At 63.3% G+C, this 26,449-nt stretch carries 26 protein-coding genes and 1 tRNA gene; 5 read left to right on the forward strand and 22 right to left on the reverse strand.

What is annotated here, in order from left to right; translation table 11 throughout:
* Nucleotides 1–36 precede the first annotated feature (36 nt).
* On the forward strand, nt 37–1,194 hold the full coding sequence (locus tag IGS58_RS24670) for a PepSY-associated TM helix domain-containing protein (RefSeq protein WP_230522938.1): 1,158 nt from the start codon (nt 37–39) through the stop codon (nt 1,192–1,194).
* Between the two features lie 84 nt (nt 1,195–1,278).
* Nucleotides 1,279–1,701 carry a PaaI family thioesterase gene (locus tag IGS58_RS24675; protein WP_230522939.1) on the forward strand — a complete coding sequence of 141 codons (423 nt, stop codon included), beginning with the start codon at nt 1,279–1,281 and terminating at the stop codon, nt 1,699–1,701.
* A gap of 2 nt (nt 1,702–1,703) precedes the next feature.
* Here the strand turns inward: IGS58_RS24675 and IGS58_RS24680 are convergent, their stop codons facing one another.
* The 7 genes from IGS58_RS24680 to IGS58_RS24710 form a co-directional block, all read right to left on the reverse strand.
* Complete coding sequence (locus IGS58_RS24680; protein WP_230522940.1) at nt 1,704–2,399, reverse strand: anti-sigma factor; 696 nt, start codon at nt 2,397–2,399, stop codon at nt 1,704–1,706.
* Nucleotides 2,396–2,986: a sigma-70 family RNA polymerase sigma factor gene (locus IGS58_RS24685; RefSeq protein ID WP_034782766.1), complete on the reverse strand. Its 591-nt coding sequence runs from the start codon at nt 2,984–2,986 to the stop codon at nt 2,396–2,398. The genes IGS58_RS24680 and IGS58_RS24685 overlap by 4 nt, the downstream gene beginning before the upstream one ends.
* A gap of 110 nt (nt 2,987–3,096) precedes the next feature.
* Nucleotides 3,097–3,618, reverse strand: coding sequence for a peroxiredoxin family protein (locus IGS58_RS24690; RefSeq protein WP_034782768.1), 522 nt, complete (start codon nt 3,616–3,618; stop codon nt 3,097–3,099).
* Nucleotides 3,619–3,701: 83 nt separating this feature from the next.
* Nucleotides 3,702–4,388 (reverse strand): BON domain-containing protein, encoded by a 687-nt coding sequence (locus tag IGS58_RS24695; protein ID WP_070257900.1) that lies wholly within the window; start codon nt 4,386–4,388, stop codon nt 3,702–3,704.
* Complete coding sequence (locus IGS58_RS24700; RefSeq protein WP_034752465.1) at nt 4,381–4,977, reverse strand: phosphoheptose isomerase; 597 nt, start codon at nt 4,975–4,977, stop codon at nt 4,381–4,383. Before IGS58_RS24700 ends, IGS58_RS24695 begins: the two co-directional genes overlap by 8 nt.
* A 57-nt stretch (nt 4,978–5,034) precedes the next feature.
* Nucleotides 5,035–5,394 (reverse strand): YraN family protein, encoded by a 360-nt coding sequence (locus IGS58_RS24705; RefSeq protein ID WP_230522941.1) that lies wholly within the window; start codon nt 5,392–5,394, stop codon nt 5,035–5,037.
* Between the two features lie 9 nt (nt 5,395–5,403).
* Nucleotides 5,404–6,609 (reverse strand): penicillin-binding protein activator, encoded by a 1,206-nt coding sequence (locus IGS58_RS24710; protein ID WP_081345741.1) that lies wholly within the window; start codon nt 6,607–6,609, stop codon nt 5,404–5,406.
* A gap of 165 nt (nt 6,610–6,774) precedes the next feature.
* Here IGS58_RS24710 and rsmI point away from each other — a divergent pair, with 165 nt between their 5' ends.
* Nucleotides 6,775–7,683, forward strand: coding sequence for a 16S rRNA (cytidine(1402)-2'-O)-methyltransferase (gene rsmI / locus IGS58_RS24715; RefSeq protein ID WP_230522942.1), 909 nt, complete (start codon nt 6,775–6,777; stop codon nt 7,681–7,683).
* A gap of 41 nt (nt 7,684–7,724) precedes the next feature.
* Here the strand turns inward: rsmI and IGS58_RS24720 are convergent, their stop codons facing one another.
* Nucleotides 7,725–8,327 (reverse strand): hypothetical protein, encoded by a 603-nt coding sequence (locus IGS58_RS24720; RefSeq protein WP_070257903.1) that lies wholly within the window; start codon nt 8,325–8,327, stop codon nt 7,725–7,727.
* 205 nt (nt 8,328–8,532) lie between these two features.
* On the opposite strand from IGS58_RS24720, the gene IGS58_RS24725 reads away from it, so the two are divergent.
* Nucleotides 8,533–8,609, forward strand: a tRNA-Pro gene (locus IGS58_RS24725).
* A gap of 153 nt (nt 8,610–8,762) precedes the next feature.
* Here the strand turns inward: IGS58_RS24725 and IGS58_RS24730 are convergent.
* The 12 genes from IGS58_RS24730 to IGS58_RS24795 form a co-directional block, all read right to left on the reverse strand.
* Nucleotides 8,763–9,686 (reverse strand): hydroxymethylglutaryl-CoA lyase, encoded by a 924-nt coding sequence (locus IGS58_RS24730; protein WP_230522943.1) that lies wholly within the window; start codon nt 9,684–9,686, stop codon nt 8,763–8,765.
* A 1-nt stretch (nt 9,687) separates the two neighbouring features.
* Nucleotides 9,688–10,620 carry a 2-hydroxyacid dehydrogenase gene (locus tag IGS58_RS24735; protein WP_092609832.1) on the reverse strand — a complete coding sequence of 311 codons (933 nt, stop codon included), beginning with the start codon at nt 10,618–10,620 and terminating at the stop codon, nt 9,688–9,690.
* A 9-nt stretch (nt 10,621–10,629) separates the two neighbouring features.
* The gene (locus tag IGS58_RS29215) at nt 10,630–12,657 is read right to left on the reverse strand and encodes an acetyl/propionyl/methylcrotonyl-CoA carboxylase subunit alpha (protein ID WP_329958020.1); all 2,028 of its coding nucleotides are present in this window, start codon (nt 12,655–12,657) and stop codon (nt 10,630–10,632) included.
* A 156-nt stretch (nt 12,658–12,813) separates the two neighbouring features.
* Entirely contained in the window at nt 12,814–13,860 is a 1,047-nt protein-coding gene (bioB, locus tag IGS58_RS24755) for a biotin synthase BioB (RefSeq protein ID WP_034782789.1), read from the reverse strand.
* 58 nt (nt 13,861–13,918) lie between these two features.
* Nucleotides 13,919–14,710 (reverse strand): dethiobiotin synthase, encoded by a 792-nt coding sequence (gene bioD / locus IGS58_RS24760; protein WP_034782791.1) that lies wholly within the window; start codon nt 14,708–14,710, stop codon nt 13,919–13,921.
* Nucleotides 14,700–15,896, reverse strand: a complete 1,197-nt coding sequence (gene bioF / locus IGS58_RS24765) for an 8-amino-7-oxononanoate synthase (RefSeq protein WP_230522944.1) — start codon at nt 15,894–15,896, stop codon at nt 14,700–14,702. Before bioF ends, bioD begins: the two co-directional genes overlap by 11 nt.
* A gap of 1 nt (nt 15,897) precedes the next feature.
* Entirely contained in the window at nt 15,898–17,226 is a 1,329-nt protein-coding gene (gene bioA, locus IGS58_RS24770) for an adenosylmethionine--8-amino-7-oxononanoate transaminase (protein ID WP_230522945.1), read from the reverse strand.
* Nucleotides 17,227–17,245: 19 nt separating this feature from the next.
* Nucleotides 17,246–18,034, reverse strand: coding sequence for an enoyl-CoA hydratase/isomerase family protein (locus tag IGS58_RS24775; RefSeq protein WP_230522946.1), 789 nt, complete (start codon nt 18,032–18,034; stop codon nt 17,246–17,248).
* A gap of 21 nt (nt 18,035–18,055) precedes the next feature.
* Entirely contained in the window at nt 18,056–19,678 is a 1,623-nt protein-coding gene (locus IGS58_RS24780) for a carboxyl transferase domain-containing protein (RefSeq protein ID WP_070278418.1), read from the reverse strand.
* A 40-nt stretch (nt 19,679–19,718) separates the two neighbouring features.
* Nucleotides 19,719–20,165 (reverse strand): YchJ family protein, encoded by a 447-nt coding sequence (locus tag IGS58_RS24785; RefSeq protein ID WP_092609847.1) that lies wholly within the window; start codon nt 20,163–20,165, stop codon nt 19,719–19,721.
* A gap of 92 nt (nt 20,166–20,257) precedes the next feature.
* The gene (locus IGS58_RS24790) at nt 20,258–21,544 is read right to left on the reverse strand and encodes a D-amino acid dehydrogenase (protein ID WP_268989968.1); all 1,287 of its coding nucleotides are present in this window, start codon (nt 21,542–21,544) and stop codon (nt 20,258–20,260) included.
* A gap of 81 nt (nt 21,545–21,625) precedes the next feature.
* A complete protein-coding gene (locus tag IGS58_RS24795) occupies nt 21,626–22,963 on the reverse strand; it encodes a serine hydrolase domain-containing protein (RefSeq protein WP_230522948.1) in 1,338 nt (445 codons plus the stop codon).
* A gap of 226 nt (nt 22,964–23,189) precedes the next feature.
* Between IGS58_RS24795 and IGS58_RS24800 the strand changes: the two genes are divergently transcribed.
* The gene (locus IGS58_RS24800; RefSeq protein ID WP_034782800.1) at nt 23,190–23,930 is read left to right on the forward strand and encodes a GntR family transcriptional regulator; all 741 of its coding nucleotides are present in this window, start codon (nt 23,190–23,192) and stop codon (nt 23,928–23,930) included.
* 2 nt (nt 23,931–23,932) lie between these two features.
* On the opposite strand, the gene IGS58_RS24805 is transcribed toward IGS58_RS24800, so the two are convergent.
* On the reverse strand, nt 23,933–25,060 hold the full coding sequence (locus IGS58_RS24805; protein WP_230522949.1) for a nuclear transport factor 2 family protein: 1,128 nt from the start codon (nt 25,058–25,060) through the stop codon (nt 23,933–23,935).
* A gap of 142 nt (nt 25,061–25,202) precedes the next feature.
* On the reverse strand, nt 25,203–26,441 hold the full coding sequence (locus tag IGS58_RS24810; RefSeq protein ID WP_230522950.1) for a helix-turn-helix transcriptional regulator: 1,239 nt from the start codon (nt 26,439–26,441) through the stop codon (nt 25,203–25,205).
* Between the last annotated feature and the right edge of the window lie 8 nt (nt 26,442–26,449).

Genomic DNA, 26,449 nt, shown 5'->3' on the forward strand with positions numbered 1-26,449 from the left:
GCTATCGTTTCGCAGCCCAAATTTTCCAAAGTTTCCATGTCGCAACGTTCGATCAAGTGGTTGTTTGCCAAACTGCACCTGTATGCGGGACTGTGGTTTGGCGCCCTGTTCGTCCTGCTGGGCTTGACGGGGTCGGCTATCGCCTGGATGCCGGAACTCGATGCCTGGCTCAATCCCACATTGTTGCAGGCGAGTACGCCCGCGCCTGGCCAGGTGTTCCAGGTCACGCCGCGCACGCTGCAAGCCGTGGTGGACGGGCTCACGGCCGACCCCGCCTACGGCAAGCCGAGCCAGCTCAATCCACCGGCCGATGCACGCGACGTGTACGTGGCCTCATACCGCCAGGCGGGCACGCCATCGCCGTTCAGCCAGGCCATCGTGCGTCAGGTGATGGTCGATCCCTACACCTTGCAAGTCAAAGGCGAGCGCGACTGGGGGCGTTTCGGCCTCACGCGCCCGTTGCTGATGTCGGGCATGTTTCATCTGCACCGCTATCTGCTGTCGGGCGACGCGGGCAAGACCATTACGGGCATCTCGGGCGTGATGCTGCTGCTGATGGCCTTGAGCGGCATCTATCTGTGGTGGCCGCGCCTGCAGTGGCTGGCGATCAAGCGTGCCTTGACGGTGTCGCATGGCGGCTCCTGGCCCCGCTTCAACTATACGTTCCACAAGGCAGCCGGTTTCTTTGCCGCGCCCGTGCTGGCCATGCTCGCCTTTTCCGGCATCTATTTCAATTTGCCGCAATTGATCGTGCCGCTGGTGGCACTCGTGTCGACGGTGCCGGACACGGCCAAACTGAAGAATGTGCAGCAAGACGGCGCCGTGCTCGATGCGGGCCAGGCCATGGCGGCCGCGCAGAAGCTGTATCCGCAGGCGCGCGTGTCGCGCATCGTGCTGCCGGCGAAAAAGGATCAGCCGTATGACGTGCGCGTGCGCCAGTCTGACGAGATCGCCCACGGCGACGGCGCCACGCGCATCACCCTGGATGCGCGCAGCGGCTTGCCCCTGCGCATACGCGATCCCTTGCGGGCGCCGGCCGGAGACGTTTTTCTGGGCTGGCAATTCCCCCTGCATTCAGGCCAGGCGTTCGGCGCGGCCGGGCGCGCCTTTATTACCGTCTTTGGCCTGATGCCGCTGTTGTTCATGCTGACGGGCAGTTTGGTGTGGTGGAAACGGCGGCGCGGCCGGAAATAAGCGGCCGCCAAACCGATGCGGGGAAAGTTGCTATCATCATAGTATTTTCCGGCGGATCCCGGATTCACCCGCACAAGGACCAGCATGAGCAATCCCGAGATTACCGTAGCAACGTTGAATGAACGCGGCACCGGCCGCCTGCCCGGCCACCTGGGCATCGTCATCACGGAAGTGGGCGATGGCCAGCTGACGGCGGAATTGCCCGTGCTGCCGCATCTGCTGGCGCCGAATGGCTATCTGCACGCGGGCAGCGTGGTGACCCTGGCCGACACGGCTTCCGGCTATGGCTGCATCGTCAACCTGCCCGAAGGCGCGAGCAATTTCACGACCATCGAACTGAAATCGAACCACCTGGGCACGGCCCGCGAAGGCACGCTCACCTGCACGGCGAAAGTCGAGCACAAGGGCCGCAACACGCAGGTGTGGGATGCCGTGGTGAAAAGCAAGGAAACGGGCAAGACGATTGCCCTGTTCCGCTGCACGCAGATGATTCTGTATCCTAAGTAAGACTATATTTTCACCCAGTTACCCTTGTACAAGATTGGTCCCGTCGGTCCGTTCGGATCCGGCGAACCGCCTTTCGGCTCCAGGGTAACGGCCAGCAGGGCCACGTCGTTGCCGAGGGCGCGCTGGGACAGGGCCAGTTTCACGCTGCCCTTGTCGGCCAATAAACCCAAGGAGCGCGGGTTGCCGCTCTTCGGCACGGCCCACAGTTCCAGGTCGCGATCAGCAGGCACGGGTGCGTTGCCCACCATGCGCACCTCGAGGGCGCCGTGGCGGCTGTCGGCCGTCAGCAGCAGGGCCGTTTGCGCTTTCTCGTCCGTCAGGCTGGCGACATAGCTGATCTGCGGCGCGTCCATCACGCGCGTGGCCACGACGATCACCAGCAGCGCGGCGATGGCGCTCGACGCCATGCCCAGCGAACGCCAGAACGACAGCGAATCGCGCCACAACGACCAGCCGCCTTGCGGCGCCAGGTGCAGGCGCTGCTCGATCTGCTGCCACACGCGTTTGGGCGGCGCCACGGGCGTGGCAAATTCCGCCATCGGTTCCAGGCGCTGGCGCCATTCGGCCGTGATATTGCGCAAGTCGGCGTCGTTGTGCAGCCAGCCTTCGAAACGCCGCCGCGCGCCCCCTTTCAGGGTGCCCAGCACGTATTCGGACGCCAGTTTCTGGCGCAGCACGTCATTGCCGCGGATATTCATGATGCCTCCCGTTTCGCCAGGCACGTGCGCAGCCGTTCCAGGCTGCGGCGTATCCAGGTCTTCACGGTGCCGATCGGCAGCGACATCTGCTGCGCCACTTCGCTGTGCGACAGGTCATGATAGAAGGCCAAGGCGACCACCTGCCGGTGCAGCCCTTCCAGGGCGGACATGCAAAACGCCAGCGCCTTGGCGTCACCGCTCAGTTGCAGCGACTCGATCGGCGTGGCCTGGGGATCCCGGAGTGCATTCATGACTTCGCTATCAAATTGTTCGGCATCGATTTCCACGGTATCGTCGCTGCGCCGCAGCACATCGAACGCCTTGTTGCGCACGATGGTGGCCATCCAGGTCATCGGCGCCGCCAGATGGCTCTGGTAAGTGGCGGCATTGTTCCAGATGGCGACGAACCCCTCTTGCAAGGCTTCTTCAGCGAGCTCTTGCTTATGCAATATACGCAGCGCAAAGCCAAACAGTTTCGATGAGGTGGAGTGATAGAGCTGGCGGAACGCGGTGGCGTCCTTGTTGCCGGCGGCAAGCAGCCAGGTTTTCAGTTGCTGCGGGTCGAGCGATTGAGCGGCTGGGGACACGGCTGGCCTTCACAAGGTGAGTGGAAATCACACTTGGGAAGGTTATAACAGTTTGGCAACACTTGGCAACAGAGTTTTGTGCGGTGTAGAGCGGGTATTTTTGCGTTGGATCAACCGGCGATGGCGGTTTCCAGCAGCTTGTGCAGTTCCGCGAATTCCGGCTTGCCCACGTAGCGCTTGAGGATCTTGCCCTGCTTGTCGAGTACGAAGGTGGTGGGCGTCAGGGCCACGTCGCCGTAGGCCTTGGCCGCCTCGCCCGTCACGTCGAGCGCCACCTTGAACGGCAGCTGGCGCGTTTCGGCGAAGTTCAGCACGTAGTTGGCCGGATCGTATTTCATGGCCACGGCCACGAATTCCAGTCCCTGCCCCTTGTACTTGTTGTAGGTATCGACCATGTCCGGCATTTCCGCCACGCAGGTGGTGCACGAGGTAGCCCAGAAATTGACCATCACCACCTTGCCGCGCAGGCTGGCCGAGGTGATTTTCTCGCCATGGATGCCGTGGAAGGTCACGTCCGGCGCGCTTTGCTTGTCATTCAGCGACAGGTAGGCTGCCGCCGCCACGCCCGCCACGAAGACGGCGATCAGGGCTGGTTTGATCCAGGACTTGCTTGCGGATGGCGAAGTTGACATGGTTTTCAATAGAGTAGCGCTACGATGCGTCCATTATAGACGCATCATCAGTCTGGCGCCGTAGGCCGGATGGGGGATGCCGCTTATTGCTGGACCGTGTCGCTGGCGCTGCTCGTCGTGCGTGCTGGCGCCGGATCGGGTTGCAATTGCTTCAGTTCCGCTTCCGAAATGTAATCGAACAGCTTGACCACTTTCTGCACGCCGCCCACGCCGCGCGCCACGTCGGCCGCGACCGTGCCTTCGCGCTGGGTGACTCTGCCCATCAGGAAGACGGTGGCGTTCTCGGTGACGACCTTGAACGAGGCCGCCGAAATGGTTTTCATGTCGACCAGGCTGGCCTTGACCTTGGTGGTGATCAGCGCGTCGTTCGAGCGCGAGGTGTAGCTGGCCGGACCGGCGATGATCAATTCATTGGCCACCGATTCCACGCCCTCGATATTGCGCACTTCGCGCTCGACGGCATTTTTCATCGCTTCATCGCGCACTTCGCCCGTCAGCAGGACACGGCGGTTGAAGCTGGTGACATTCACGTGGCCCACGTCGCCGACGATGGAGGGGATGCGCGACTCGCCTTTGAGGGCGATCGACTTGTCTTCGGTCTGCGCGCCCAGGGTGCGGCGGTCCGCTGCGGCAACGCCGCCCATCACCGCGCCGCCGACCATCAGTTCGATGCAGCCGGTCAGCGAGGTGAGCATGGCGCCGCACAGCAGTGCGGTGGCCAGCGGGCGTTGTACGCGTTTCCAGCCTGGGCCAGTACCGAATTTAGTCATTCACGTCTCCTCCGAATAGGGCGACATCGATGCCGTCGCAGATGCAATGTATGGTGGTCAGATGGACTTCCTGGATGCGCGCCGTGCGCTCGGCCGGCACGCAGATATGCACGTCGGCGTCCGTCAGCATCTTGCCGATGGCGCCGCCGTCCTTGCCCGTCAGCGCCACGACGCGCATTTCGCGCTCGAGCGCCGCTTCCACGGCGGCCATCACGTTGGCGGAATTGCCCGACGTGGAGATGGCCAGCAGGATGTCGCCGGCCTGGCCGAAGGCCTGCACCTGCTTCGAGAAAATCTCGCGGTAGCTGTAGTCGTTCGCCACGGCCGTCAGGATCGACGTATCCGTCGTCAGCGCCAGGGCCGGCAGCGGAAAGCGCTCGCGTTCGAAGCGTCCGACCAGCTCGGCTGCGAAATGCTGGCAGTCGGCGGCGGAACCGCCGTTGCCGCAGGCGAGGATCTTGTTGCCGTTGGACAATGCATAAAACATCAGGTCGATCGCCTGCGCAATGGGTTGCGCCAGTACGGTAGCGGCCTGGATCTTGAGTTCGGCACTTTCGTGGAAGTGCGAGAGGATGCGTTGATTATTCATAGTCTGCCGATTATAGTGCAGGCGCGCGGCATGGCGGACAAGCACTGTTAAAAATGCTTACATATCGAGGATGTTCTTCAGCCAGCTGATGCGCCCGCCATCGATGGCCAGCGCGTCGAAGCGGCACGGCGGCAGCGCCTTTTGCTCCAGCAGCCAGGTTTGCGCAGCCACCACCATGCGCCGCTGCTTGGCCGGCGTAATGCTGGCCAGGGCGCCGCCGAAGGCTGCACTGCTGCGTAGCCGCACTTCGACGAAAACGATGGAGGGGCCATCGCGCATGATCAGATCCAGCTCGCCGCCCTTGCACAGATAGTTACGTTGTAGCAGCACCAAGCCTTGCAGCAGCAGATACGCGAGCGCATCGTCTTCCCCTTGCCGTCCCCGTGCCTGTTTATTCTGGAACGGCAGGGGAGGCATGGCGTGTCCTTATTGGGCCGGCGGCACGGCGACAGGCGCGGCCGGCGGCCAGGTGCCCAGCACGCCCTGCTGGTAGGTGGCGGCCTGTTCCGTGCGTTCGAACACGCTTTGATCACCCTCGAAGCGCACGGCCAGGCGGCCCGTCACGCCATCGAGGGTAAATGGCGCGTTCGGGCGCAGCGCCACTTCGCGCGCCACGCGGAAGGCATCGATGCCCAGCGCGTACAGGCGCTCCATGTCGGCCGTCAGGCGGGTGTCGGCCGGTTGCGGCGGCTGTGGATAGACCATCACTTGTGGATGGTCGCGCTGCACTTGCCACGGCAAGTCCAGCAGGCGCGCGCCGTCGAGCTCGGGGCCGCTGGCGCCGCGCCCGGCGCCGGGATTCAAGGATGAGGTGCCATACAGGGGCAAGTCGCCGCCGATGGCCACGCGCAGCTGGCGCGCCTGGTCGGCGTCGAGCGCGGCAAACAGCAGTCCCGGCGGCGTGGCGGCCAGGCGCGCGCGCAGTTGCACCAGTTCGGCATCGCTCAGGTAGCCATTCGTGGCCGTCAAGTCCATCGTCTCGATCTTGCCGCCCTGGCGCAGCCATTCCTGCTTGAAGGCGGCGCTGATGCGGCGCTGCGACGGCGATCCGGCCGACAGGACCAGCGCGCTGGCACCAGGCTGTTCGCTGGCGGCCCAGGCGGCGACCTGGCGCGCTTCCGCCTCGATCGACAGGCCCATCACCAGCAGCTTGGCCGGCAGGCGCGCCTCGCCGCGGTTGTCCGGGTGGTTCAGGGCGATCGTCGGTTTGCGCACCAGGTCGCTGTTCGCCACGGCCGTGACGGCCGAGCGCGACAACGGCCCCACGACGATGTCCTGTTCCTCCTGTGCTTGCGCAAACTTGTTCAGGACGTCGCTGCTGCCGTCGCCCGTGTCGATCACCGTCACTTCAAAGCCGCTGCGGTCGCGCTCGTATGCGGCCATGAAACCGGCGCGCAGCAGTTCGGCGGCCGGACCCAGCGAAGCCGAGCGCAGCGGCAGCAGCAGGCCGATGTGGTGGGCCTTGCCGTCGGACGGTGCCGGTGCCGTGGCGGCCGGCATGTCTTGCGGCGTGCCGGTCGCCGGCTTGGTATTGATGGGCGCCAGCGGGGCGCCATTGCCGTCGTACGCGGTGATATCGGGCACGGCCACGGCAAACGTCACCGGTTCGGGTGCGGGCGGCTTGGGCGGCACGGGCGGTGGCAGCGGCTTCGGTGGCGGCAGCGCCCTTGTGTTAGATTCAATAGGCGCGCACAATTGCCCGGGCGCGTCGCAAGGCGTGCTGCAAGCGCTCAGCATGCCGGTCGCGGCACAAACAAGCAGTAACTTCACACTATTAGCAAGCATTTAACCTCCAAAATGACCGTACAAGAAATCAGTTCCATCGCCAGCCTGCCCATCATGACAGAGGCGGCGCACCAGGTCTATCCTATCGCAACATTGTATATAGTGGCCACGCCGATCGGCAATGTGACCGATATCAGCCTGCGCGCGCTGCATCTGCTGAGCCTTGCCGATGCCGTCGCCTGTGAAGATACGCGCAACACGGCGCACCTGCTGACGCGCTTTGGCCTGAACAAGCCGTTAATTGCGGCGCATCAACATAACGAGCGCGAAGTGGCGCAGACCCTGATTGCCCGCCTGCACGCCGGCGAGCGCATCGCCCTCGTTTCCGACGCGGGCACGCCGGCCGTTTCCGACCCCGGCGCGCGCATCGTCGACGCCGTGCGCGCGGCCGGCCTGCGCGTGCTGCCCCTGCCCGGCCCTTCGGCGGCGATTACCGCCATTTCCGCCAGCGGCTTGTTGAATGACCAGTTTTACTTTGTCGGCTTCCTGCCGGCCAAGGCCAAGCAGCGCGAAAACATGCTGCACAGCCTGCGTGGCATGACGGCAACGATGGTGTTTTACGAGGCGCCGCACCGCATCCTCGATTGCGCCACGGCCCTGGTGGAAGCGTTCGAGCCGACGCGCCAAGTGGTGTTCGCGCGCGAACTGACGAAACTGTTCGAGGAAATCCACCGCTGCCCCCTGTCGGAAGCGGAGGCGTGGATACGCGCCGATGCGCACCGCGAAAAGGGAGAGTTCGTCGTCCTGCTGGAAGGCGCCACGGAAGCGCAGGACGCGGAAGACGTGGAAGCGGAACGCATCCTGAACATTTTATTGGCCGAATGCAGCGTCAAGCAGGCGGCGAATTTGACGGCGCAAATCACGGGCCGCAAGAAAAACGCTCTGTATGAACGGGCGTTGCAGTTGAAGGGGCAGGAATAAGCGGATGACGGCCCACCCAAAATGGGTGTATTGTTAAATTGTTACCATTTGCAGCCGCTATCCTTCTTGTCGAGCAACATCAGCACGGGCGCCAGCAAGCCTGCGCCTGAATAGGCGGTGCGGCAATCGCCGCGCTTGCCTTGCGCGATGTCGCGCGCCAGCTGGGTTTCCGTTTGCAGCGGCTTGTCGGGGATTTGCCCCACGGCCGTGCCCACCTTGGATGGATCGCGCTCGCCGGCCATCTTGCGCGCCGTTCTTCTGGCCGCTTCCATATCGAATTTCGGCGTTTCCGGGGTTTCTTGCCTGAAGGTATCGGTACTGGCCGCCGGCGTGGCCGGTGATGCCGGCACGACAGTGATGGCTTGCGGGCTGGCCGCCGGCGCCGTGGCCGCCGCCGGCGTTTCCCGGGCAGTGGCGAGTTTCGGTTTGCTGATGGGCTTGGGTTCGCGTTTCGGCTTGACGACTTCGACAGGCGGCGGAGGTGCCTTGGCGGCCAGCGGACGTATCCACACGGCGATTGACTCCACGCGCGGTGCCGTGTCCTGCTGGACAGGCGGCTGCACATGGCGCCACAGATAGAGCAAGGCGCCATGCAGCAGCAAGGACACGGCTATGCCCAGCACGATGCCGCGGCGGTTCGGCATGGGCCGGCCGCCGTCGCTTCTTTCTATCCTGAACTCCATTGCCGTCGTCGCCTTCATGTCTGATCGGGAAAACTTGCCAAGCCAGTGTCGCATACTTCAATCGTTTTGAAAAATACATGGGTTCCAGTGCCGCCCGTAAATAATTTACATAGAGTTTCACCTGACCCTTGACCGAAGTCGATACGGCCTGTATTATCTTGGTCTTCGGAGTGTGGCGCAGCCCGGTAGCGCACCTGGTTTGGGACCAGGGGGTCCAAGGTTCGAATCCTTGTACTCCGACCAAATTTGTAGAAAAAACCCAAGAGTTTCGGCTCTTGGGTTTTTTTTCGTCTGTACGGTTCAGGCAAGACGGAATAAGTTGGCGTAGCTCGACAACAGTGTTGGCCATGACCTCGGTGACGTCGGATGAGCGTGGCGTTGCCACGCTCATCCGACCTACGCAGCGAGGCGTTTCGCCGCGATGGCATTGCCCGCCCGGCTGGAACCCTTGCGCCCCAGCTGCTGCGAAATGAACTGCCCCGCGTCGACCACCAGGTCCAGGTCGATGCCGGTGTCTATCCCCAGCCCCTGCATCATGTACAGCACGTCTTCGGTGGCCACGTTGCCGGTGGCGCCCTTGGCGTAGGGGCAGCCGCCCAGGCCGGACACGGACGAGTGATAGATCGCGATGCCCGTTTCCAGGCTGGCGTAGATATTCGCCAGCGCCTGTCCATAGGTGTCGTGGAAGTGGCCGGACAGGCCGCCCACGTGGAAGGCTGCGATGGCGCGCTGCATCACCGCCTGCGTTTTGCGCGGCGTGGCCACGCCGATGGTGTCGGCGATGTCGATCTCGTCGCAGCCGAGGTCGCGCATGCGCCCCACCACGTCGGCCACGGCGTCCAGCGGCACTTCCCCCTGGTAGGGGCAGCCGAAGGCGCAGCTGATGCTGCCGCGCAGGCGCAGGCCGTGTTCCTTGGCCGCCTTCGCCACGCCTTCGAAGCGGGCGATCGATTCGGCGATCGAGCAGTTGATATTCTTTTGCGAGAACGCCTCGGAGGCGGAGCCGAAGATCACCACTTCATCGGCCTTCGCCGCCAGCGCCGCCTCAAAACCCTGCATGTTCGGCGTCAGCGCGGAATAGATCGTGCCGGCGCGGCGCGCGATCTTTTCCATCACTTCCGCGCTGGTGGCCATCTGCGGCACCCATTTCGGCGAGACGAACGATGCCGCCTCGATATTGGCGAAGCCGGCCAGAGTTAGGCGGTCGACCAGTTCGATCTTGACGGCGGCGCTGATGGTGTCCTTCTCGTTTTGCAGGCCGTCGCGCGGACCTACTTCGACGATCTTGACCTGTTTCGGCAAACTAGCTTGAGCATGCATTTCAATATCCTTGCAAACGGTTGACGATGCCGGCGACAGAGTCTCCGGCTTGCAGGCGGCGCATCTTGGCGGCAATCTGCGCCACGCTTTCGCGGCGCAGGGTGGCCGCTGAAATATGCGGCGTGATGGTGATGCGTGGTTCTTGCCAGAACGGGTGCTGCTGCGGCAGCGGTTCGTTGCGGAACACGTCCAGCGTCGCTCCGGCGATGTGCCCGGAGCGGATCAGGGTCAGCAGATCCGGTTCGGCGATATGCGCGCCGCGCGCCACGTTGATGACATAGGCGCCCGGCAGCAGCATCGACAGGCGCGCGCGGTCGAGCAGATTGTGCGTGTCCGGCGTGAGCGGCAGCATGCACACCAGCACGCGCGTGCCGCGCAAGAATGCTTCGAGTCCCTCTTCGCCCGCATAGCACTGCACGCCATCGACGTGCTTGCGGCTGCGGCTCCATCCGCGCAAGGGGAATTCGAACTGCGCCAGCGCTTGCAGCACGCGCGTGCCCAGCACGCCCATGCCCAGCACGCCGACGGGGAAATCCGCCTTGTCGAACGCGGGCAGCGGTTGCCAGATACCGGCGCGGCCCTGCGCCTCGTAATCGTCGAAACGGCGGAAGTGGCGCAGCACGGCGTGGCTCACATATTCGGCCATCTGCACGCCCATGCCCGCGTCATCCAGGCGCACCAGCGGCACGTGGGCGGGCAGCGCCTCGCCAAACTTCAACAGCGCGTCGACGCCGGCACCCGTGTTGAAGATGGCTTTCACGTGGGCCAGCTCGGGCAGCATGGCGGCGGGCGGCTGCCACACGACGGCGTAGTCGCACGGCGCCACTGTTTCGCCTTCGCGCCAGAAGATAATGTCGGCCTCGGGCAGCAAGTCGCGGAAGTCGCTGATCCACGCCGCTTCCTTGCCGTCCGAACGTTGTAAAAGGATGCGCATGGCGTTCTCTTACGCGGCAGCCTTGAAGGCCAGCAGCGGCGCGCCATCGGCCACCTGGTCGCCAACGGCATACAGCACGTCTTCCACCAGGCCGTCGTGCGGCGCGGCGATCGTGTGTTCCATCTTCATCGCTTCCATGATGACCAAAGGCTCGCCCTTCTTGACGTCCTGTCCTTTGTTGACCAGCACGGCGACGACCTTGCCCGGCATCGGCGCCGTCAGGCGCCCGCCTTCCGCTTCCACTTCGCCCGCATGCGCCATCGGATCGCTGTAGTGCAGTGTGTAGTGCAAGCCGCCGCTGAATACGTGGAACTGTTCCCCGTCGCGCAGCACGGTGCCATGCACGGCACGCTCGCCGAGCTTGATGTGCAGCTCGTTGCCTTTGTGCGCCGTCAAGGTCAGGGGCTGGCCGTTGAACAGCCAGCCATCCGTCTTGTAGGCGATGCGCGCGGCATAGGTCTTGCTGTCGCTGGCCAGCACGAATTCGTCGGCAAATGCCAGGCTGCGTCCCAGGGTGCTGTTCAGGCGCCAGCCCAGGGCATTGCCCCACGGGTCGGCGCGGTTGGCCGACTGTGCTTCGGCGGCCGCTTTTTCTTCCAGCAGCAGGGCGACGGACGCCAGCGCCAGGGCCGTGTCGGGCGCCGCCTGCAGGGCGGGGAACAGCGATGCTTGATTGCGTTCGATGAGGCCCGTATCGAGGTCGGCGCTGGCAAACGCCTGGCCTTCGACCAGGCGTTTCAGGAAGGCGATATTGCTGGCCAGGCCGACGATCTGGTAATCGGCCAGCGCCTGCGCCATGCGTGCCAGCGCTTCGCGGCGGTCCGCGCCCCAGACGATCAGCTTGGCGATCATCGGGTCGTAGAACGGCGAAATCGCGTCGCCTTCGCGCACGCCGGAATCGATGCGCACGGACGCTGGAACGACCGTGCCACCCAGTTCGAACGTGACGGCGGAAGGCGACTGCATGTGGCGCAGGGTGCCGATCGATGGCAAAAAGCCCTTTTCCGGATTTTCCGCATAGATGCGTGCCTCGATGGCGTGGCCGTGGATCGTCAGTTCGCTCTGTTTTTTCGGCAGCGGCTCGCCAAAGGCGACGCGCAACTGCCATTCCACCAGGTCGGTGCCGGTGATCATTTCCGTCACCGGATGCTCGACCTGCAGGCGCGTGTTCATCTCCATGAAGTAGAACGAACCATCCTGGTTGGCGATGAATTCCACCGTGCCCGCACCCACATAGCCGACAGCCTTGGCGGCGGCGACGGCCGCCTCGCCCATGGCCGCGCGGCGGTCAGCCGGCATGCCGGGCGCCGGCGCTTCTTCCAGCACCTTTTGATGGCGGCGCTGCACCGAGCAATCGCGCTCGAACAGGTAGATGCAGTTACCCAGGGTATCGGCGAACACCTGGATTTCGATATGCCGCGGGCGCGACAGGTATTTTTCGGCCAGCACCTTGTCGTCGCCGAAAGAGCTGATCGCTTCGCGCTTGCACGATGCCAGCGCGGCCTTGAAGTCGGCGCTGTTGTCGATGACGCGCATGCCCTTGCCGCCGCCGCCGGCCGATGCCTTCAGCAGCACGGGGTAGCCGATCTTGTCGGCTTGGCCGTGCAGGAAGTCCGCATCCTGTTCCTCGCCGTGGTAGCCGGGCACCAGCGGCACATTGGCTTTTTCCATCAGCGACTTGGCGGCCGACTTCGAGCCCATGGCGCGCATGGCGGACGCCGGCGGGCCGATGAAGACCAGGCCTGCCGCGTGGCAGGCGTCGGCGAAGTCGGCGTTCTCGGAGAGGAAGCCGTAGCCGGGGTGAATCGCCTGCGCTCCTGTTGCCAGCGCCACGGCGATGATCTTGTCGCCGCACAGATAGCTTTCCTTGGCCGGCGCGGGGCCGATCAGCACGGCTTCGTCGCACACGGCGACGTGCTTGGCGTTGGCGTCCGCTTCCGAATAGACGGCGACGGTCTGGATGCCCATGCGGCGCGCGGTAGCGGCGACACGGCAGGCGATTTCGCCGCGGTTGGCGATCAGGATTTTAGTGAACATGGTCTCTCTCTATTCTCTCAAAGGTGCAGCGGTCTCTTGATGGACCTGGTCTGTTGGCTTGTCGGCTTACGCGCTGCGCGCTAAGCCGACCTACGGATGGTGAGGCGGTATTCGTAGGTCGGGTTAGCCGGCATGGCGTAACCCGACAGGGCTGGATCAGCAGCCGCACTTCTCTTTCTGTACCGAGTCCAGCATGGCGCCGCGCGTCTGCAGGCCCAGTTTGCCCAGCAAGGTGCGGTCGTCTTCCGCTTCCGGGTTGTCGGTGGTGAGCAGCTTGTCGCCGTAGAAGATGGAGTTGGCGCCAGCCAGGAAGCACATGGCTTGCACGGCTTCGCCCATCTGGCGGCGGCCGGCCGACAAACGCACGCGCGCTTTCGGCATGGTGATGCGGGCAACGGCGATCGTGCGCACGAATTCAAACGGGTCGAGCGCTTCCAGGCCAAACAATGGCGTGCCTTCCACTTGCACCAGATGGTTCACGGGCACCGATTCCGGATATGGATTCAGATTGGCCAGCTGGGCGATCAGGCCCGCGCGTTGCAGACGTGTTTCGCCCATGCCGACGATGCCGCCGCAGCATACTTTCAAGCCCGCTTCGCGCACGCGGCCCAGGGTGTCCAGGCGGTCCTGGTATTCGCGCGTCGAGATGACGTTGTCGTAGAATTCCGGCGCCGTGTCGAGGTTGTGGTTATAGAAGTCGAGGCCCGCGTTTTTCAGGCGGTCCGCCTGTCCCTCTTCCAGCATGCCCAGAGTCGCACAGGTTTCCAGGCCCAGCGCTTTCACTTTGCTGACCATCTCTTCGACTTTGTCCATGTCGCGGTCCTTCGGGCCGCGCCATGCGGCGCCCATGCAGAAGCGCGTGGCGCCGTTGGCTTTTGCCTGGCGTGCCGCGTCGAGCACGGTGTCGATGTCGAGGATTTTTTTCGCTTCCACGCCCGTGTCGTAGCGGGCCGCCTGCGGGCAATAGCCGCAGTCTTCCTCGCAGCCGCCCGTCTTGATCGACAACAGGGTCGCCAGTTCCACGTCGCCATCGGGGAAGTTGATGCGGTGCGTTTGCTGGGCCTTGAACATCAGGTCATTGAAAGGCAGGTCGAACAGGGCCAGCACATCATCGATGGGCCAGGTGGCCGCTTCGGGCAGGGTGATGCGCGCCGCAGGGCGGTGCAGTTCGACGGTTTTTGCTGCTTCTTGGACTAAAGACATGGTGATTCCTTCGCTTCTATTTTTGAGTACGTTCAGTTGTTTGGCTTAATTGTTTGGTCTAGTTCTGCGACTGCTGCGCCGGCCAGTTCGGCAAGCCGCTGAAATCGAGATACGCCGCCGCCGCTTCCGCGCTCGGTTGCGCCAGGCGCGGCACCTTGCCCAGCAGCGGCGCGGGGATGCGCTCGATCAGCGCATCGATATTTTCGTCGAGGAAGCGCATTTCCACTTCCAGGGTGTTGGCGACCCAGCCGATGACCGTCAAGCCGCGCGCCTCGACGGCTTCCAGCGTCAGCAAGGCCTGGCTGATGCAGCCCAGGCGCATGCCGACCACGAGGATCACGGGTAGATCGAGCTGCTGCGCCAGGTCGGCCGAATCAAAGCCGGGAGACAGCGGCACGCGGAATCCGCCCACGCCTTCGACCACGACCGCGTCCGAGGCGGCGGCGATTTCCAGGTAGGCGGCCAGAATCGGCACCGATTCGATGCTGACGCCTTCGAGCGCGGCGGCGATGTGCGGCGCGGCCGGCTCCTTCAGCATGTAGGGCGTCGTCAGGCTGCGCAGCATGGTGACGTTGCCGGCGGCGATCAGGCTGTCGGCGTCTTCATTATGCAGTTCGCCGTCGCGCATTTCGGCGCCGGCGGCGACCGGCTTCATGCCGCAGGCGCGCACGCCGCGCGCCACCAGTGCGTGCAGCAGGGCCGACGACGTCAGGGTCTTGCCGATTTCCGTGTCGGTGCCGGTGACGAAACAGGCAAAGCGCGATGGCAGGCCGGTGGCGGCCGGAGCCGGCTGCACGGCCGGCGCCAGGTCCGCCAGCACTTCCGCCACGATAGGATCATCAAGGCTCATGGCGATTCCTTTCCAGGGTGTTGACTGCGTTGATCAATTGCGCCACTTCCTGCGCCGTGTGGCCGGCCGACAGGGTCACGCGCAGGCGCGCCGTCCCCGCTGGCACGGTGGGCGGGCGGATGGCACCGACCCACAGGCCCTGCTGGTACAGGGTGGCGGCGATGTCCAGCATGTCCGCATTCTCGCCGATGATGACGGGCTGGATGGCGGTCACGGATGGCAAGGCTTGCCAGCGCTGCAGCTGCAAGCCGTCGTTCCATTGCGCCACCAGCGCCGCCAGGTGCATCCGGCGTTGTTTTCCTTCTTCACCGGCGATGATGTCGAGGCTGGCCAGCAGCGCATGCGCGAGCGCCGGCGCTGCCGCCGTGGTGAAGATGTACGGGCGGGCCTTCTGGATCAGGGTGTCGATCACGGCCTCATGCGCGGCAACAAAGGCGCCGCCCACGCCGGCCGATTTGCCCAGGGTGCCCACATACACGAGGTAGGGCGAATGCAGGTCGAAGTGTTCGAGCGCCCCGCGGCCATGGGTTCCCAGCGCGCCGAAGCCGTGCGCGTCGTCGACCACCAGCCAGGCGCCATGTTGTTCGCACAGGGCCAGCAACGCGGGCAGCGGCGCCAGGTCGCCATCCATGCTGAAGACGCTGTCGGTGACGACGATCTTGGTTTTCGCCGTGCTGGCTGCCAGCAGGGCCGCCAGGGCATCGAGGTCGGCGTGCGGATATACGCGTGTCTTCACGCGGGCCAGGCGCGTGCCGTCGATCAGCGAAGCGTGGTTCAGCGCTTCCGAGAAGATTTCCGCGTCCGGGTCGCCCGCCGACAGGGCCGTGAGCACGGCCAGGTTGGCCATGTAGCCGGTGCAGAAATACAGCGCGCGCGCCTGTTCCAGGTTGGCGCCGACAAATGTGGCCAGGCGCTCTTCCAGCTGCGCGTGGGCGCGGCTATGGCCGCTGATCAAATGCGAAGCGCCGCTGCCGGCGCCATACAGGTCGGCGCCCTCTTTCAGCGCGGCGACGATGCGCGGATGCGACGCCAGGCCCAGGTAGTCATTGCTGCAAAAGGCCAGCATGGCGCGCCCGTCCACCGTCAGGCGCGGCGCGCACGGCGTGTCGACGGTACGGCGGCGGCGGATCAGGCTGCGCTCTTCCAGTCCTTGCAACTGCTGTTGTAATCGCGCGATCAGTTCCATCTCAGGCCCCGATCACATGATTGAAGACGGCCAGCGTCTGCTGGCCCAGGCCCGCGATTTCCTCGTTGTCGAGGATGTACGGCGGCATCAGGTAGACGGTGGAGCCGATGGGGCGCATCAACAGTTCGTGTTCCAGCGCCGTGCTGAAGAAGCGGCGCGAAAAGTCGGGTGCCGCATCGACGGCGTCAAACGCCCAGATCATGCCCTGTTGTCTGAAGTTTTTTACCTTGTTATGCTGCGCCAGCGGCGCCAGCGCTTGCGTGATCTTGTCGGCGCGCACGCGGTTGGTGGCCAGCACGTCGTCTTCCTCGAAGATGGAAAGCGTCGCCAGCGCCGCGCGGCAGGCCAGCGGATTGCCCGTGTACGAGTGCGAATGCAAAAAGCCGCGGCGCACATCGGTGCTGTAGAAGGCCTGGTAGATGTCTTCGCGCGTCATCACCAGAGACAGGGGCAGATAGCCGCCGCTGATGCCCTTCGACAGGCAGACGAAATCGGGCCAGATGCCAGCCTGCTCGCACGCAAAGAAGGTGCCCGTGCGTCCGCAGCCGACGGCGATTTCATCGAGGATCAAATGGACTTGATAACGGTCGCACAGGGTGCGCACCAGCGACAGGTACAGCGGGTCGTGCATGGCCATGCCGGTGGCGCACTGCACCAGCGGCTCGATGATGATGGCGGCGATCTTGTCCGCTTTTTGCTGGAAAAGCTGTTCGACTTCGGCGGCGGCTCGGCGCGCCACGTCCTGGGCGGACTCGCCCTCGGCCGCCTGGCGGAAGTCGGGCGACATTACCGTCTGCGTGGCGCGCAGCAAGGGGCCGTAGGCATCCTTGAACAGGGCGACATCGGTGACGGCCAGCGCGCCGATGGTTTCGCCGTGGTAGCTGCCTTTCAGGCAGACGAATTCCTGCTTTTCACTCTTGCCGCTGTTGCGCCAGGCGTGAAAACTCATTTTCAGGGCGATTTCCACGGCGGACGCCCCATCGGACGCGTAAAAGCTGTGACCGAGCACGCCACCCGTCAAGGCGGAGAGTTTTTCCGACAGTTCGATCACCGGTTCATGCGTGAAACCGGCCAGCATCGCGTGTTCCAGGCGGTCCAGCTGGTCCTTGAGTTCCGCATTGATGCGCGGATTCGCGTGGCCGAACAGGTTCACCCACCAGGAGCTGATGGCGTCCAGGTAGCGTCGGCCTTCGTGGTCATACAGCCAGGCGCCGCGGCCATGGCTGACGGGGATGAGCGGTACAGTCTCGTGGTGCTGCATTTGCGTGCACGGATGCCACACGCTGCGCAGACTGCGTTCGACCCAGCCCGATTGTTTTTCTGCTTTCAAAACTGCTCCAATGATATTGCTAGCCCATGAGCCAACTCGGCTTGCGCTTGTCGAGGAAGGACTGCACGCCTTCGCGTCCCTGCTCCGAGGCGCGGATCTGCGCGATGCGCTCGGCCGTGTCGGCCAGCAGCGCATCGTCGACCGGCTGGCCAACGATCTCGCGCACCAGCGTTTTTGCTTGCGCCACCGCGTGCGGGCTGTTGCCCGTCAGCGCTTTGAGCACCTCGGCCGTTTTCGCGTCCAGCGCGTCGCCAGCGACTACCTCGTGGGCAAAGCCGATGCGCAGCGCTTCCTGAGCGGAGAATCGCTCGGCGGTCAGGAAATAGCGGCGTGCCGCGTTTTCGCCCATGGCCTTGATGACATACGGTGAAATAGTGGCGGGAATCAGTCCCAGCCGCACTTCGCTCAGGCAGAAATGCACGTCTTCCGCAACCAGAATGATATCGCATGCGGCGACGAGGCCCATGCCGCCCGCATAGCAGTCGCCCTGGACCTTCGCCACGACGGGTTTGGGACACAGGTAAATCGTGCGCAGCATCTGCGCCAGCTGCAGCGCGTCGGCCTGGTTTTCGGCATGCGTGTAGCCTGCCATCTTCTTCATCCAGTTCAAGTCCGCGCCGGCGCAAAAGGCCGCGCCATTCGCCGCCAGCACGATGGCGCGCACCATGTCGCTGCGCCCCAGGCCCTCGAAGGCGCGCGCCAGTTCGGCGATCATCGTCTCGTTGAAGGCGTTGCGCACGTCGGGGCGGTTCAGGGTCACGGTGGCGACATTGCCCTCGATGACCAGCTTTAAGGTTTCAAATTCCATTCTCTTCTCCCTGAATGCCGCTTACATGCGGAATACGCCGAACTTCGTGTCCGGGATTTCCGCGTTCAAGGCGGCCGACAGGCCCAGGCCCAGCACCATGCGGGTATCGGCCGGGTCGATCACGCCATCGTCCCACAGGCGCGCGGTGGCGTAGTACGGGTGGCCCTGGTGTTCGTATTGATCCTTGATCGGCTGCTTGAAGGCCGCTTCCTCGTCCGCGCTCCACTCGCCGCCCTTGCCTTCGATGCCGTCGCGCTTGACGGTCGCCAGCACGGAGGCGGCCTGGTCGCCGCCCATGACGGAAATGCGGGCATTCGGCCACATCCACATGAAACGGGGGGAAAATGCGCGGCCGCACATGCCGTAGTTGCCGGCGCCGAAGCTGCCGCCGATGATCACCGTGAATTTCGGCACGGCAGCCGTGGCGACGGCCGTGACCATCTTGGCGCCATTGCGGGCGATGCCCTCGTTTTCGTATTTGCGGCCCACCATGAAGCCCGTGATGTTTTGCAGGAAGACGAGCGGGATCTTGCGCTGGCAGCACAATTCGATGAAATGCGTGCCTTTCAGGGCCGATTCGGAGAACAAGATGCCGTTATTGGCGATGATGCCGACTTTCACCCCATAGATATGCGCGAAGCCGCAGATCAGGGTGGTACCGTAGCGGGCCTTGAATTCGTCGAAATCGCTGCCGTCGACGATGCGCGCGATCACTTCGCGCACGTCGAAGGGCTTGCGCGTATCGACGGGGATCACGCCATACAGTTCCTGCGTCGGATATTTCGGTTCGACGGACTCGCGCATCGCCATCTGTTGCGGCTTGGTGCGGTTCAGGTTCGAGACGATGGTGCGCGCCAGCGACAGTGCATGCAGATCGTTCTGCGCCAGGTGGTCGACCACGCCGGACAAACGCGTATGCACGTCGCCGCCGCCCAGGTCTTCGGCCGTCACCACTTCGCCGGTGGCCGCTTTCACCAGCGGCGGGCCGCCGAGGAAAATCGTGCCCTGCTCCTTGACGATGATCGACTCGTCGCTCATGGCCGGTACATATGCGCCGCCGGCCGTGCAAGAGCCCATCACGACGGCGATCTGCGGGATGCCCTTGGCCGACAGGTTCGCCTGGTTGTAGAAGATGCGGCCGAAATGGTCGCGGTCGGGGAAGACATCGTCCTGGTTCGGCAGGTTGGCGCCGCCCGAGTCGACCAGGTAGATGCAGGGCAGGTTGTTCTGGTCGGCGATTTCCTGGGCGCGCAAGTGCTTTTTCACCGTCATCGGGTAATACGTGCCGCCCTTGACGGTGGCGTCGTTACACACGATGACGCATTCCTGGCCCGAGACCCTGCCGATGCCGGTGATGATGCCGGCGGAAGGCGCCGCATCGACGCCCTTGGCGTCCTGGTACATGGCGTAGGCCGCCATCTGGGAAAACTCGAGGAAGGGCGTGCCGGGATCGAGCAGCATCTGCACGCGGTCGCGCGGCAGCAGCTTTCCGCGCGCCAGGTGCTTGGCGGCAGCCGCCTCGCCGCCGCCGGCCGCGATTTTCTCGACCTTGTCGCGCAAATCGTCGACGATGGCTTGCATGGCCGCGGCATTGGCCTTGAAATCTTCACTGCGCGGATTGAGTTTGCTTTCGATGTGCGGCATTGCGGTTCCTTTTTATTATCGCCCGGTCTCTCGGGTCGCGCTATTCGGGAAAACTGCCGTCGAGATAAAACCAGCGCAGGGCGCCGCCCTCACCCGCTTCGCGCACGAAGCGGCTCACTTCATGCAGGCGGTGCGCGCGGCCGTTGACCTTGTAGCGGGCCACGAATTCCACGCTGTCGCGGTGTATCTCTTCGGCTTGATCTGCTGATACTGCTTTACGTTGACGTAAACGTAAAGCAGATTTTACCTCAAGTCCCAGCCAGTGGACTTTTTCTTCTTCGGCAAATAAAGCGTCGGTGGGACGGGTGCTGGCGTGCCAGGTGGCAAGCAGATAGGGCTCGTCGCGCAGGGTGAACGCCGTGTAGCGCGATCGCATCAGGGCTTCGGCCGTGGGCGGCAAGGCGTCGCCCGCGATATACGGGCCGCAGCAGCCGGCGTAGGAGGCGCCGCCACAGGGGCAGGCGGCAGATGTCGAGAGTGTGGGCATGCGCTGGCAATCAGGAACAGAAAAGAGGGAACTGAAAAGTTCCGCAATTATCCGCCATATCGGCAGCGGCGCGTGCGCCGCGCCTTGCCTGGCTACTTTGTGGGGCTGAGGAAGTCCAGCGCGAACGGCGGCGCCTTGCCAGCCATGAGGTCGGCCAGGATGCGCGCCGTGCCGGCGGCAAAGGTAAAGCCCAAGGGGCCATGGCCCACGTTGAGCCACAGGTTCGCAACTTTGCTGGCGCCCACCAGCGGCGCGCTGTTCGGCGTGGCGGGGCGCAGGCCGGCCCAGGCCGTGGCCTGGTCGTAATCGGCGCCCTGCGGCATGGCTTCGCGCGCCAGCCGCGTCAGGCCCGCGATGCGGCCCCAGTCGATGCTGTTGTCGGCGCCCACCATGTCGACCATGGCGGCCACGCGCAGGTCGCCACCGATGCGCGCATACAGTACCTTGCGTTCGAAATCCGTGATGCTGATCTCGGGCGCCCGGTGCTGCGCGCGGATGGGCGCCGTCAGGCTGTAGCCCTTCAGCGGGTACAGGGGCAGGTAGATGCCCGCCGTGGCGGCCAGGTCGCGGCTCTGGATGCCGGCCGCCAGCACATAGTGATCCGCTTGCAGCAAGCCCAGGCTTGTATCGACGCCCGTGATCCTGCCCTTGTGCATGACGAGGCGGCGCGCCTCGCCTTTTAATAAGAGCGAACAGTTCGGGTGCTGCAGCAGGCGCGCTTCCAGCGCCAGGCAAAAGGCGTGGCAATCGGCCACGGCTTCTCCTTCGGTAAAGATGCCGCCGGCCAAAGCGCCCTGCAAGGCGGCCAGCGCCGGTTCGCGCTGCACGGCTTCAGACGGCGACAGGACGATGCGCGCCTCTTCCGACTCGGGCCGCGCCACGGCCCGCTGAAAGATGGCGGGTGAACGGTAGACGATGAGTTTGCCCGCATCGCGCCAGGCATACGCTTCGGGCGGCACGGTCAGCTCCAGCTGCGCCATGCCGGCGCGGCTCCATTCTCCCAGTTGCAGCAGCTTGGCCGTCGTGCGGGCATTGCTGGCGCTGTTGCAATTACGCAAGAAACTGGCCATCCAGCGCCATTGGCGCCAGTCCGCCTCGGGACGGAAGCGCAGCGGACCGTCTTTTTGCAGCAGCCACTGCAAGGCTTTGAAGGGCACGCCCGCGTCCGCCAGGGGCGCTACATAGCGATAGCTGAGCTGGCCGCCATTGCGGTAGCTGGCGGCGATCGCCACCTGTTCATTGCGTTCCAGTACAGTGACCCTGTAGCCGGCCTCGGCCAGCCACCAGGCCGATGTCAGACCGACGATGCCGCCGCCGATGATGATGACTTGTTGCTGCATGTTGCCTCGCTGCGTTGCGCTCCCATGGTGCGGAAGCATTCGGGAAGAGCTTAGAGGCTGGCCGTCAGCGCAGCCAATGAAACATCATGGTGCAGCCATAACTTTCAGGAATGCACCATTTCAATGCAAGGATGGATTGTTGTCAATCGCACCACGGTATAGCGCGGTGAGTATCAATTCCTCGCTGCGCCCCATGGCGGAATACGTGCCAGGATAATGTTCGGGATCGCTGCCCGTACCTCCCACCAGCATCACCATGCCGTTCCTGTTCTTGAAATCGAGCACGAAGGCAGAGACCAGGCCATACGCGTCGCCCAGGTGGCCCACGGCCGTGAAGCCGGCACCCTCGACCAGGCGGTTGCCCTGCCCTGCCACCGCATCGAATTGCTGGTTGCCCAGGCCCCAGGCGTGGTACAGGCCCCGTTCGCTGTCGCCATTGCGTCCGTCCGGCGCCAGCTGCCATTGGCGGCCAAACATCAGCGCGATGCTGGCCGGCTGCAATAGTTGTTTTCCCTGATAGCGCCCGCCGTCGAGCAGCATCTGCATCACCGTGCCCAAGCCCGCAGCAGAGATGCGCAAGCCGCCCGTGGGGCTGAAGACGGTGGCATTGCTGCCGATCACATACCGTTCGAGGCCGGCTGGCGCGGCCGGTGGGCGTTGGTAAAAATCATCGGCTTGCGCGATCCAGGGGCCGTGTGGCTGCCAGATCTCCGTGTCGAGCGTGCGCTTGCGGTACAGGGTAGCCGTGTTTGCCACATCCTCCGTCGGGAAGGCGGCCGGATTGTAGCCGCCGCGCACATCGAGGGGATCGAGCAGCAGGCGCCGCATCAGCAAGTCGAAGCGCTCGCCCGTGACTTTTTCCATCACGGTGCCGATCACGCCCCAGTTCAGGTTGGCATACGTGAAATGGCGGCCCGGCGCCGCGGCCGCATCCCACATCGTATCGGTGCCGGCCGTAAATACGTCGCGCAAGCTGCGTTCGGGCCCCCAGGCATAGCCGCCCGCATCGCGCAGCGAGGAAGTGTGGCTGAGCAGGCTGCGCAAGGTCAACGGTTGCTGGGGGAAATGCGGGTTGCGCAGGGAGAAACCCAGATAGATGCCCACGTCCTGGTCCAGGCTCAGCTTGCCCTGCTCGACCAGCCGCATCAGGCCCAGGGTAGTCATCATCTTCGAGACGGAAGCGATGCGGAACAGGGTGGCCGGCGTCACGGGCAAGTTCTCTGTCGGCGTGGCGCCGATACGCCGGTAGCCAAATTGTTGTTGATACGACACCTTGCCGTGGCGGATGGCCAGCACGGACAGGCTGGCCAGCGGGTGGGCCGCATCATCGACGATGGCGGCCAACGTGGCATCGAGCGCGCGCTGCTGGTCCTTGCCGCTACCGGGCGGGGCGGCCAGCGCCGTCCACGTCGTACCCAGCAGCAACAAGCCCAGTAAACCCGTCATTTTATTGTGCATGTTCCCTGTTTCGCGGTGTGGTGGAGGCGCCACCAGCATAGGGCGCGATGGTTTACTGCGCTAATGAAAATTGCTTATTTATCTATAATGCAAAGCTATACGTACGGTAAAACATTGTTTTTTTAAGTGTATAACCGTTATTTATGGTCATTTTCCATTTATTCATGGGTGGACGGGCTACGCGCAGGCGCCATCGCTATTACACTAGGAGGACAAGGAGAACTGTATGAGCCAGACCAGCGTAGAACTCAAGGTCGATTTAAATGACAATTCGCCTTTATATATGCAGATCGCCCGCAAGCTGAGCGATGACGTACGCAACGGCCGCTACCAGGTAGACCAGGCCCTGCCATCCGAACGTACCCTGTCCGAACTGCTCGACGTATCGCGCGTGACTGCCCGCAAGGCCATCGACCAGCTCGTCGAGCAAGGCCTCGTCGTGCGCCGCCGCGGTTCGGGCAACTATATTGCCCCGCGCATCGAGCAGCCACTGTCGAACCTGTCGAGCTTTTCCGAGCAGCTGCAGCAGCGCGGCTACCGCCCCGGCTCGCGCTGGCTCAAGCGCGAAGTCGTCATCGCCAGCAGCGATGAACAGCTGAGCCTGGGCCTGGCGCAGAACACGAAAGTGGCGCGCCTGGAGCGCCTGCGCCTGGCCGATGACGTCGTGATGGCATATGAAGTGAGCGTCTTGCCGTTCAGCGTGGTGCCGGAGCCTGAGGCGATGGGTGACTCGCTGTATGAATACTTGAGCAGCATCAAGAAGGCCCCCGTGCGCGCCTTGCAGCACATCCGCGCCATGAATGCGACGGACGTGCTTGCCAAGCAATTGGGCATCCCCGATGGCCAGGCCGTGCTGTTCATTACGCGCATCGCTTACCTGGAGTCGGGCGAAGCGGTGGAACTCACGCATTCGTATTGCCGCAGCGATCATTACGATTTTGTGGCGGAAATGCGCCGCGCTCCGTAGATTTACTGCTCGATCAGGCGGATCATGGATTCCGCCACGCCGACGGACGCTTCCCAGCTCATGCCGGTCACCAGCCGGCCATCGACCTCGACGTGGCTCTTGCCGTTGGCGCCGTGCCTGAATATGCCGCCATGGCGCTTGATGCTCGCTTCTGCCGAAAAAGGATAGGCCTTGTAGACCGGCGATTCCTTGTTGAGAAACGCATCGGGGAACGAGGTGAGCACCTTGCCCTGGATCAGGAAAGTACCGTCACGCAGCTTCAGGTTCTTGATGCCCTCGGTGCCATGGCAGATGGCCGCGATCACCCCACCCTGTTGTTCGTAGATACGCAAGGCGATGTCCTGCAGCGGCTTGTTGTCCGGGATGCCGACGATGGCCGCGCCGCCGCCGACGAAAGCCATGCCCGCATACTCGTCCGCCCTGACCTCGGAAACGGGCTTGGTATGGGCCAGTGCCCACATGAAATCACTGTCGTACAGGTGCTTCTTGAGCAGCGCGTCCGACGTGACGATCATTTCCAGGGGAATGGCGCCGCCCTCGGGACTGACGAAGTCGACGGCGTACCCTGCTTTGCGAAAGACATCATAGGTATACGCGATCTCCGGAAAATTATTGCCAGCGTTAACCTTTGTGCCTGGATATTGATGCACATTCGACACCACCAGCAGCACCTTGCGTGCGTGGCGCGGGGCTGCTGGCTCGCGATGGGCCGACTTGCTGACGATTTTCCAGTTGCCGGCGATCTTTTTCAACAGAAAGACATCCACATAGCGGACCCCTTGTTCAGGAATGTGGATCTCGGCCTTGGCGGTGGCTACCTTGCCGCTCACATCCACCTTGATCAGCCGCCCGTGGCGCCCGTTGAATTGCCCTGTTTTCTCCTGGGAAAAGAGTTTGGCGTATTCCGGACCGCTCAACTCCCATTCCGCATCGTTTTTGCCGTCCAGGTAAAGGCGGGAATTTGCATAAAAGGCCTGGTTGATCTCGCTTTGTACGTTAAAGCTGGTGCCATGCATATACAAGCGCACGGTTTCACGGATGGCATTTTCGTCCTGGTCTGCGGCGGTGCCGACGGCGGTGATGCTCAGGAAGCAACAGGCGAGTATGGTTCGCAATAAAAACTGAATCATGGATGTACCCTGCATATAGAACTGCGTTTATCGGAGCAACGACTATTTCAGATCGCTGGTGCTCGATAATTTATCGAAGTGCAGGGGAATGGATGTCGCCAAACGCGATTTCAGACTCCGGAATGGCGATTCCGGAGTGCTTTTATGCGGAAATGGCCCTGGCCGGCTGGCTGGATTGGGCCCGGAAGCTGGCGGGCGTCTGTCCAGCCACTTTCTTGAAGGTCGAGTAGAAGGTGGAACTGGAATTGAACCCGCAGCGCTCGGCGACGGTATCCATGTTCCATTGCGGCTCGTCGCTCAATACCTGTTTCGCTTCGGCGATACGGTATTCGTTGACGTAGGTCGTGAAGCTCTTGCCCAGCTTGTCATTCAGTACCTGCGACACCTGCGCCTGCGTGCATCCCGCCCGCTTGGCCAGTTGGGCCAGGGTCAGATTCGGATTCAGATAGGATTTCTGTCCGCTCATCTGTTGTTCCAGCGCGGCAAGCACGGCCAGCGTATCTTCGTGCGCCAGGCGGTTATTCTGGTACTTCTGTTTCGGCTCGGATGGCGTCAAGCCTTCCTTTCTCAGCAGAAAGACCATCACCGCCACATGCAGCGAGAAGGTGAATGACAAGGCGCCAACGATATAGGACGTGAACGGCGTGCTCGCGTACGCCGCCAGCATGACGCAGCTGCCTGCAAAGACGCTCAGCAGGAGCACGCTGCTGGTCGCCATCCGCTGTCCCTCGTTCCACCATGCGCGGCGGCTTTGCCACAGCAGCCTGGCGGTTGCCAGCAGGTAGCATAGCCAGAACACATGAATGGCATGGCTCGACTGGTTCCATACAGAACGATACGCGGAATACGGAAAGGCAACGCCAATGCCGATCAGCAGGAAGGACAAGCCCAGGTGCCAACGCCATTGTTGTCCAGCAGGCAATTGCGCGAGCCCGGCCAAGAAAGAGCGCACATAGAGATAGGTCAAGGGACCGATCAGCAGGCAAGCCGACAGGCCCAGCTGGCGGAATTCGATTGCGATCGCCGGGTTGAAGTAGAGGAAAGCGGACTTGGCGGTGCGTACCCCGACGGCAAGCAGCAATGCCCCCAGCATGCAGTCGGCCAGGCAGCGGGGCCGGCGGCTGAAAAAATAGACGGCCAGGAAAATGCCGTTGATGGCGCCAAGGGCGCTAAACAGGAACAGCAATTGGCGAGCGATCATGGGGCGGGTCGTGGATGTTGGCGTCGAACCCAAGTATAGACACAAACGGGAGCGTATCGAAGTACAAGTAAGGACATCATCACGTTCCTGCGCCAGCCATAAACTCCCGTTATGCCCGCCCGCCATCCTTTCATGGTTGATCCCGCTCGTTGGTATTAAACTGGTTTCACGGTCAACCATGTTCTGAA

It is taken from the genome of Janthinobacterium sp. EB271-G4-7A (genome assembly GCF_020858075.1).
GTDB classification, from domain to species: domain Bacteria; phylum Pseudomonadota; class Gammaproteobacteria; order Burkholderiales; family Burkholderiaceae_D; genus Janthinobacterium; species Janthinobacterium lividum.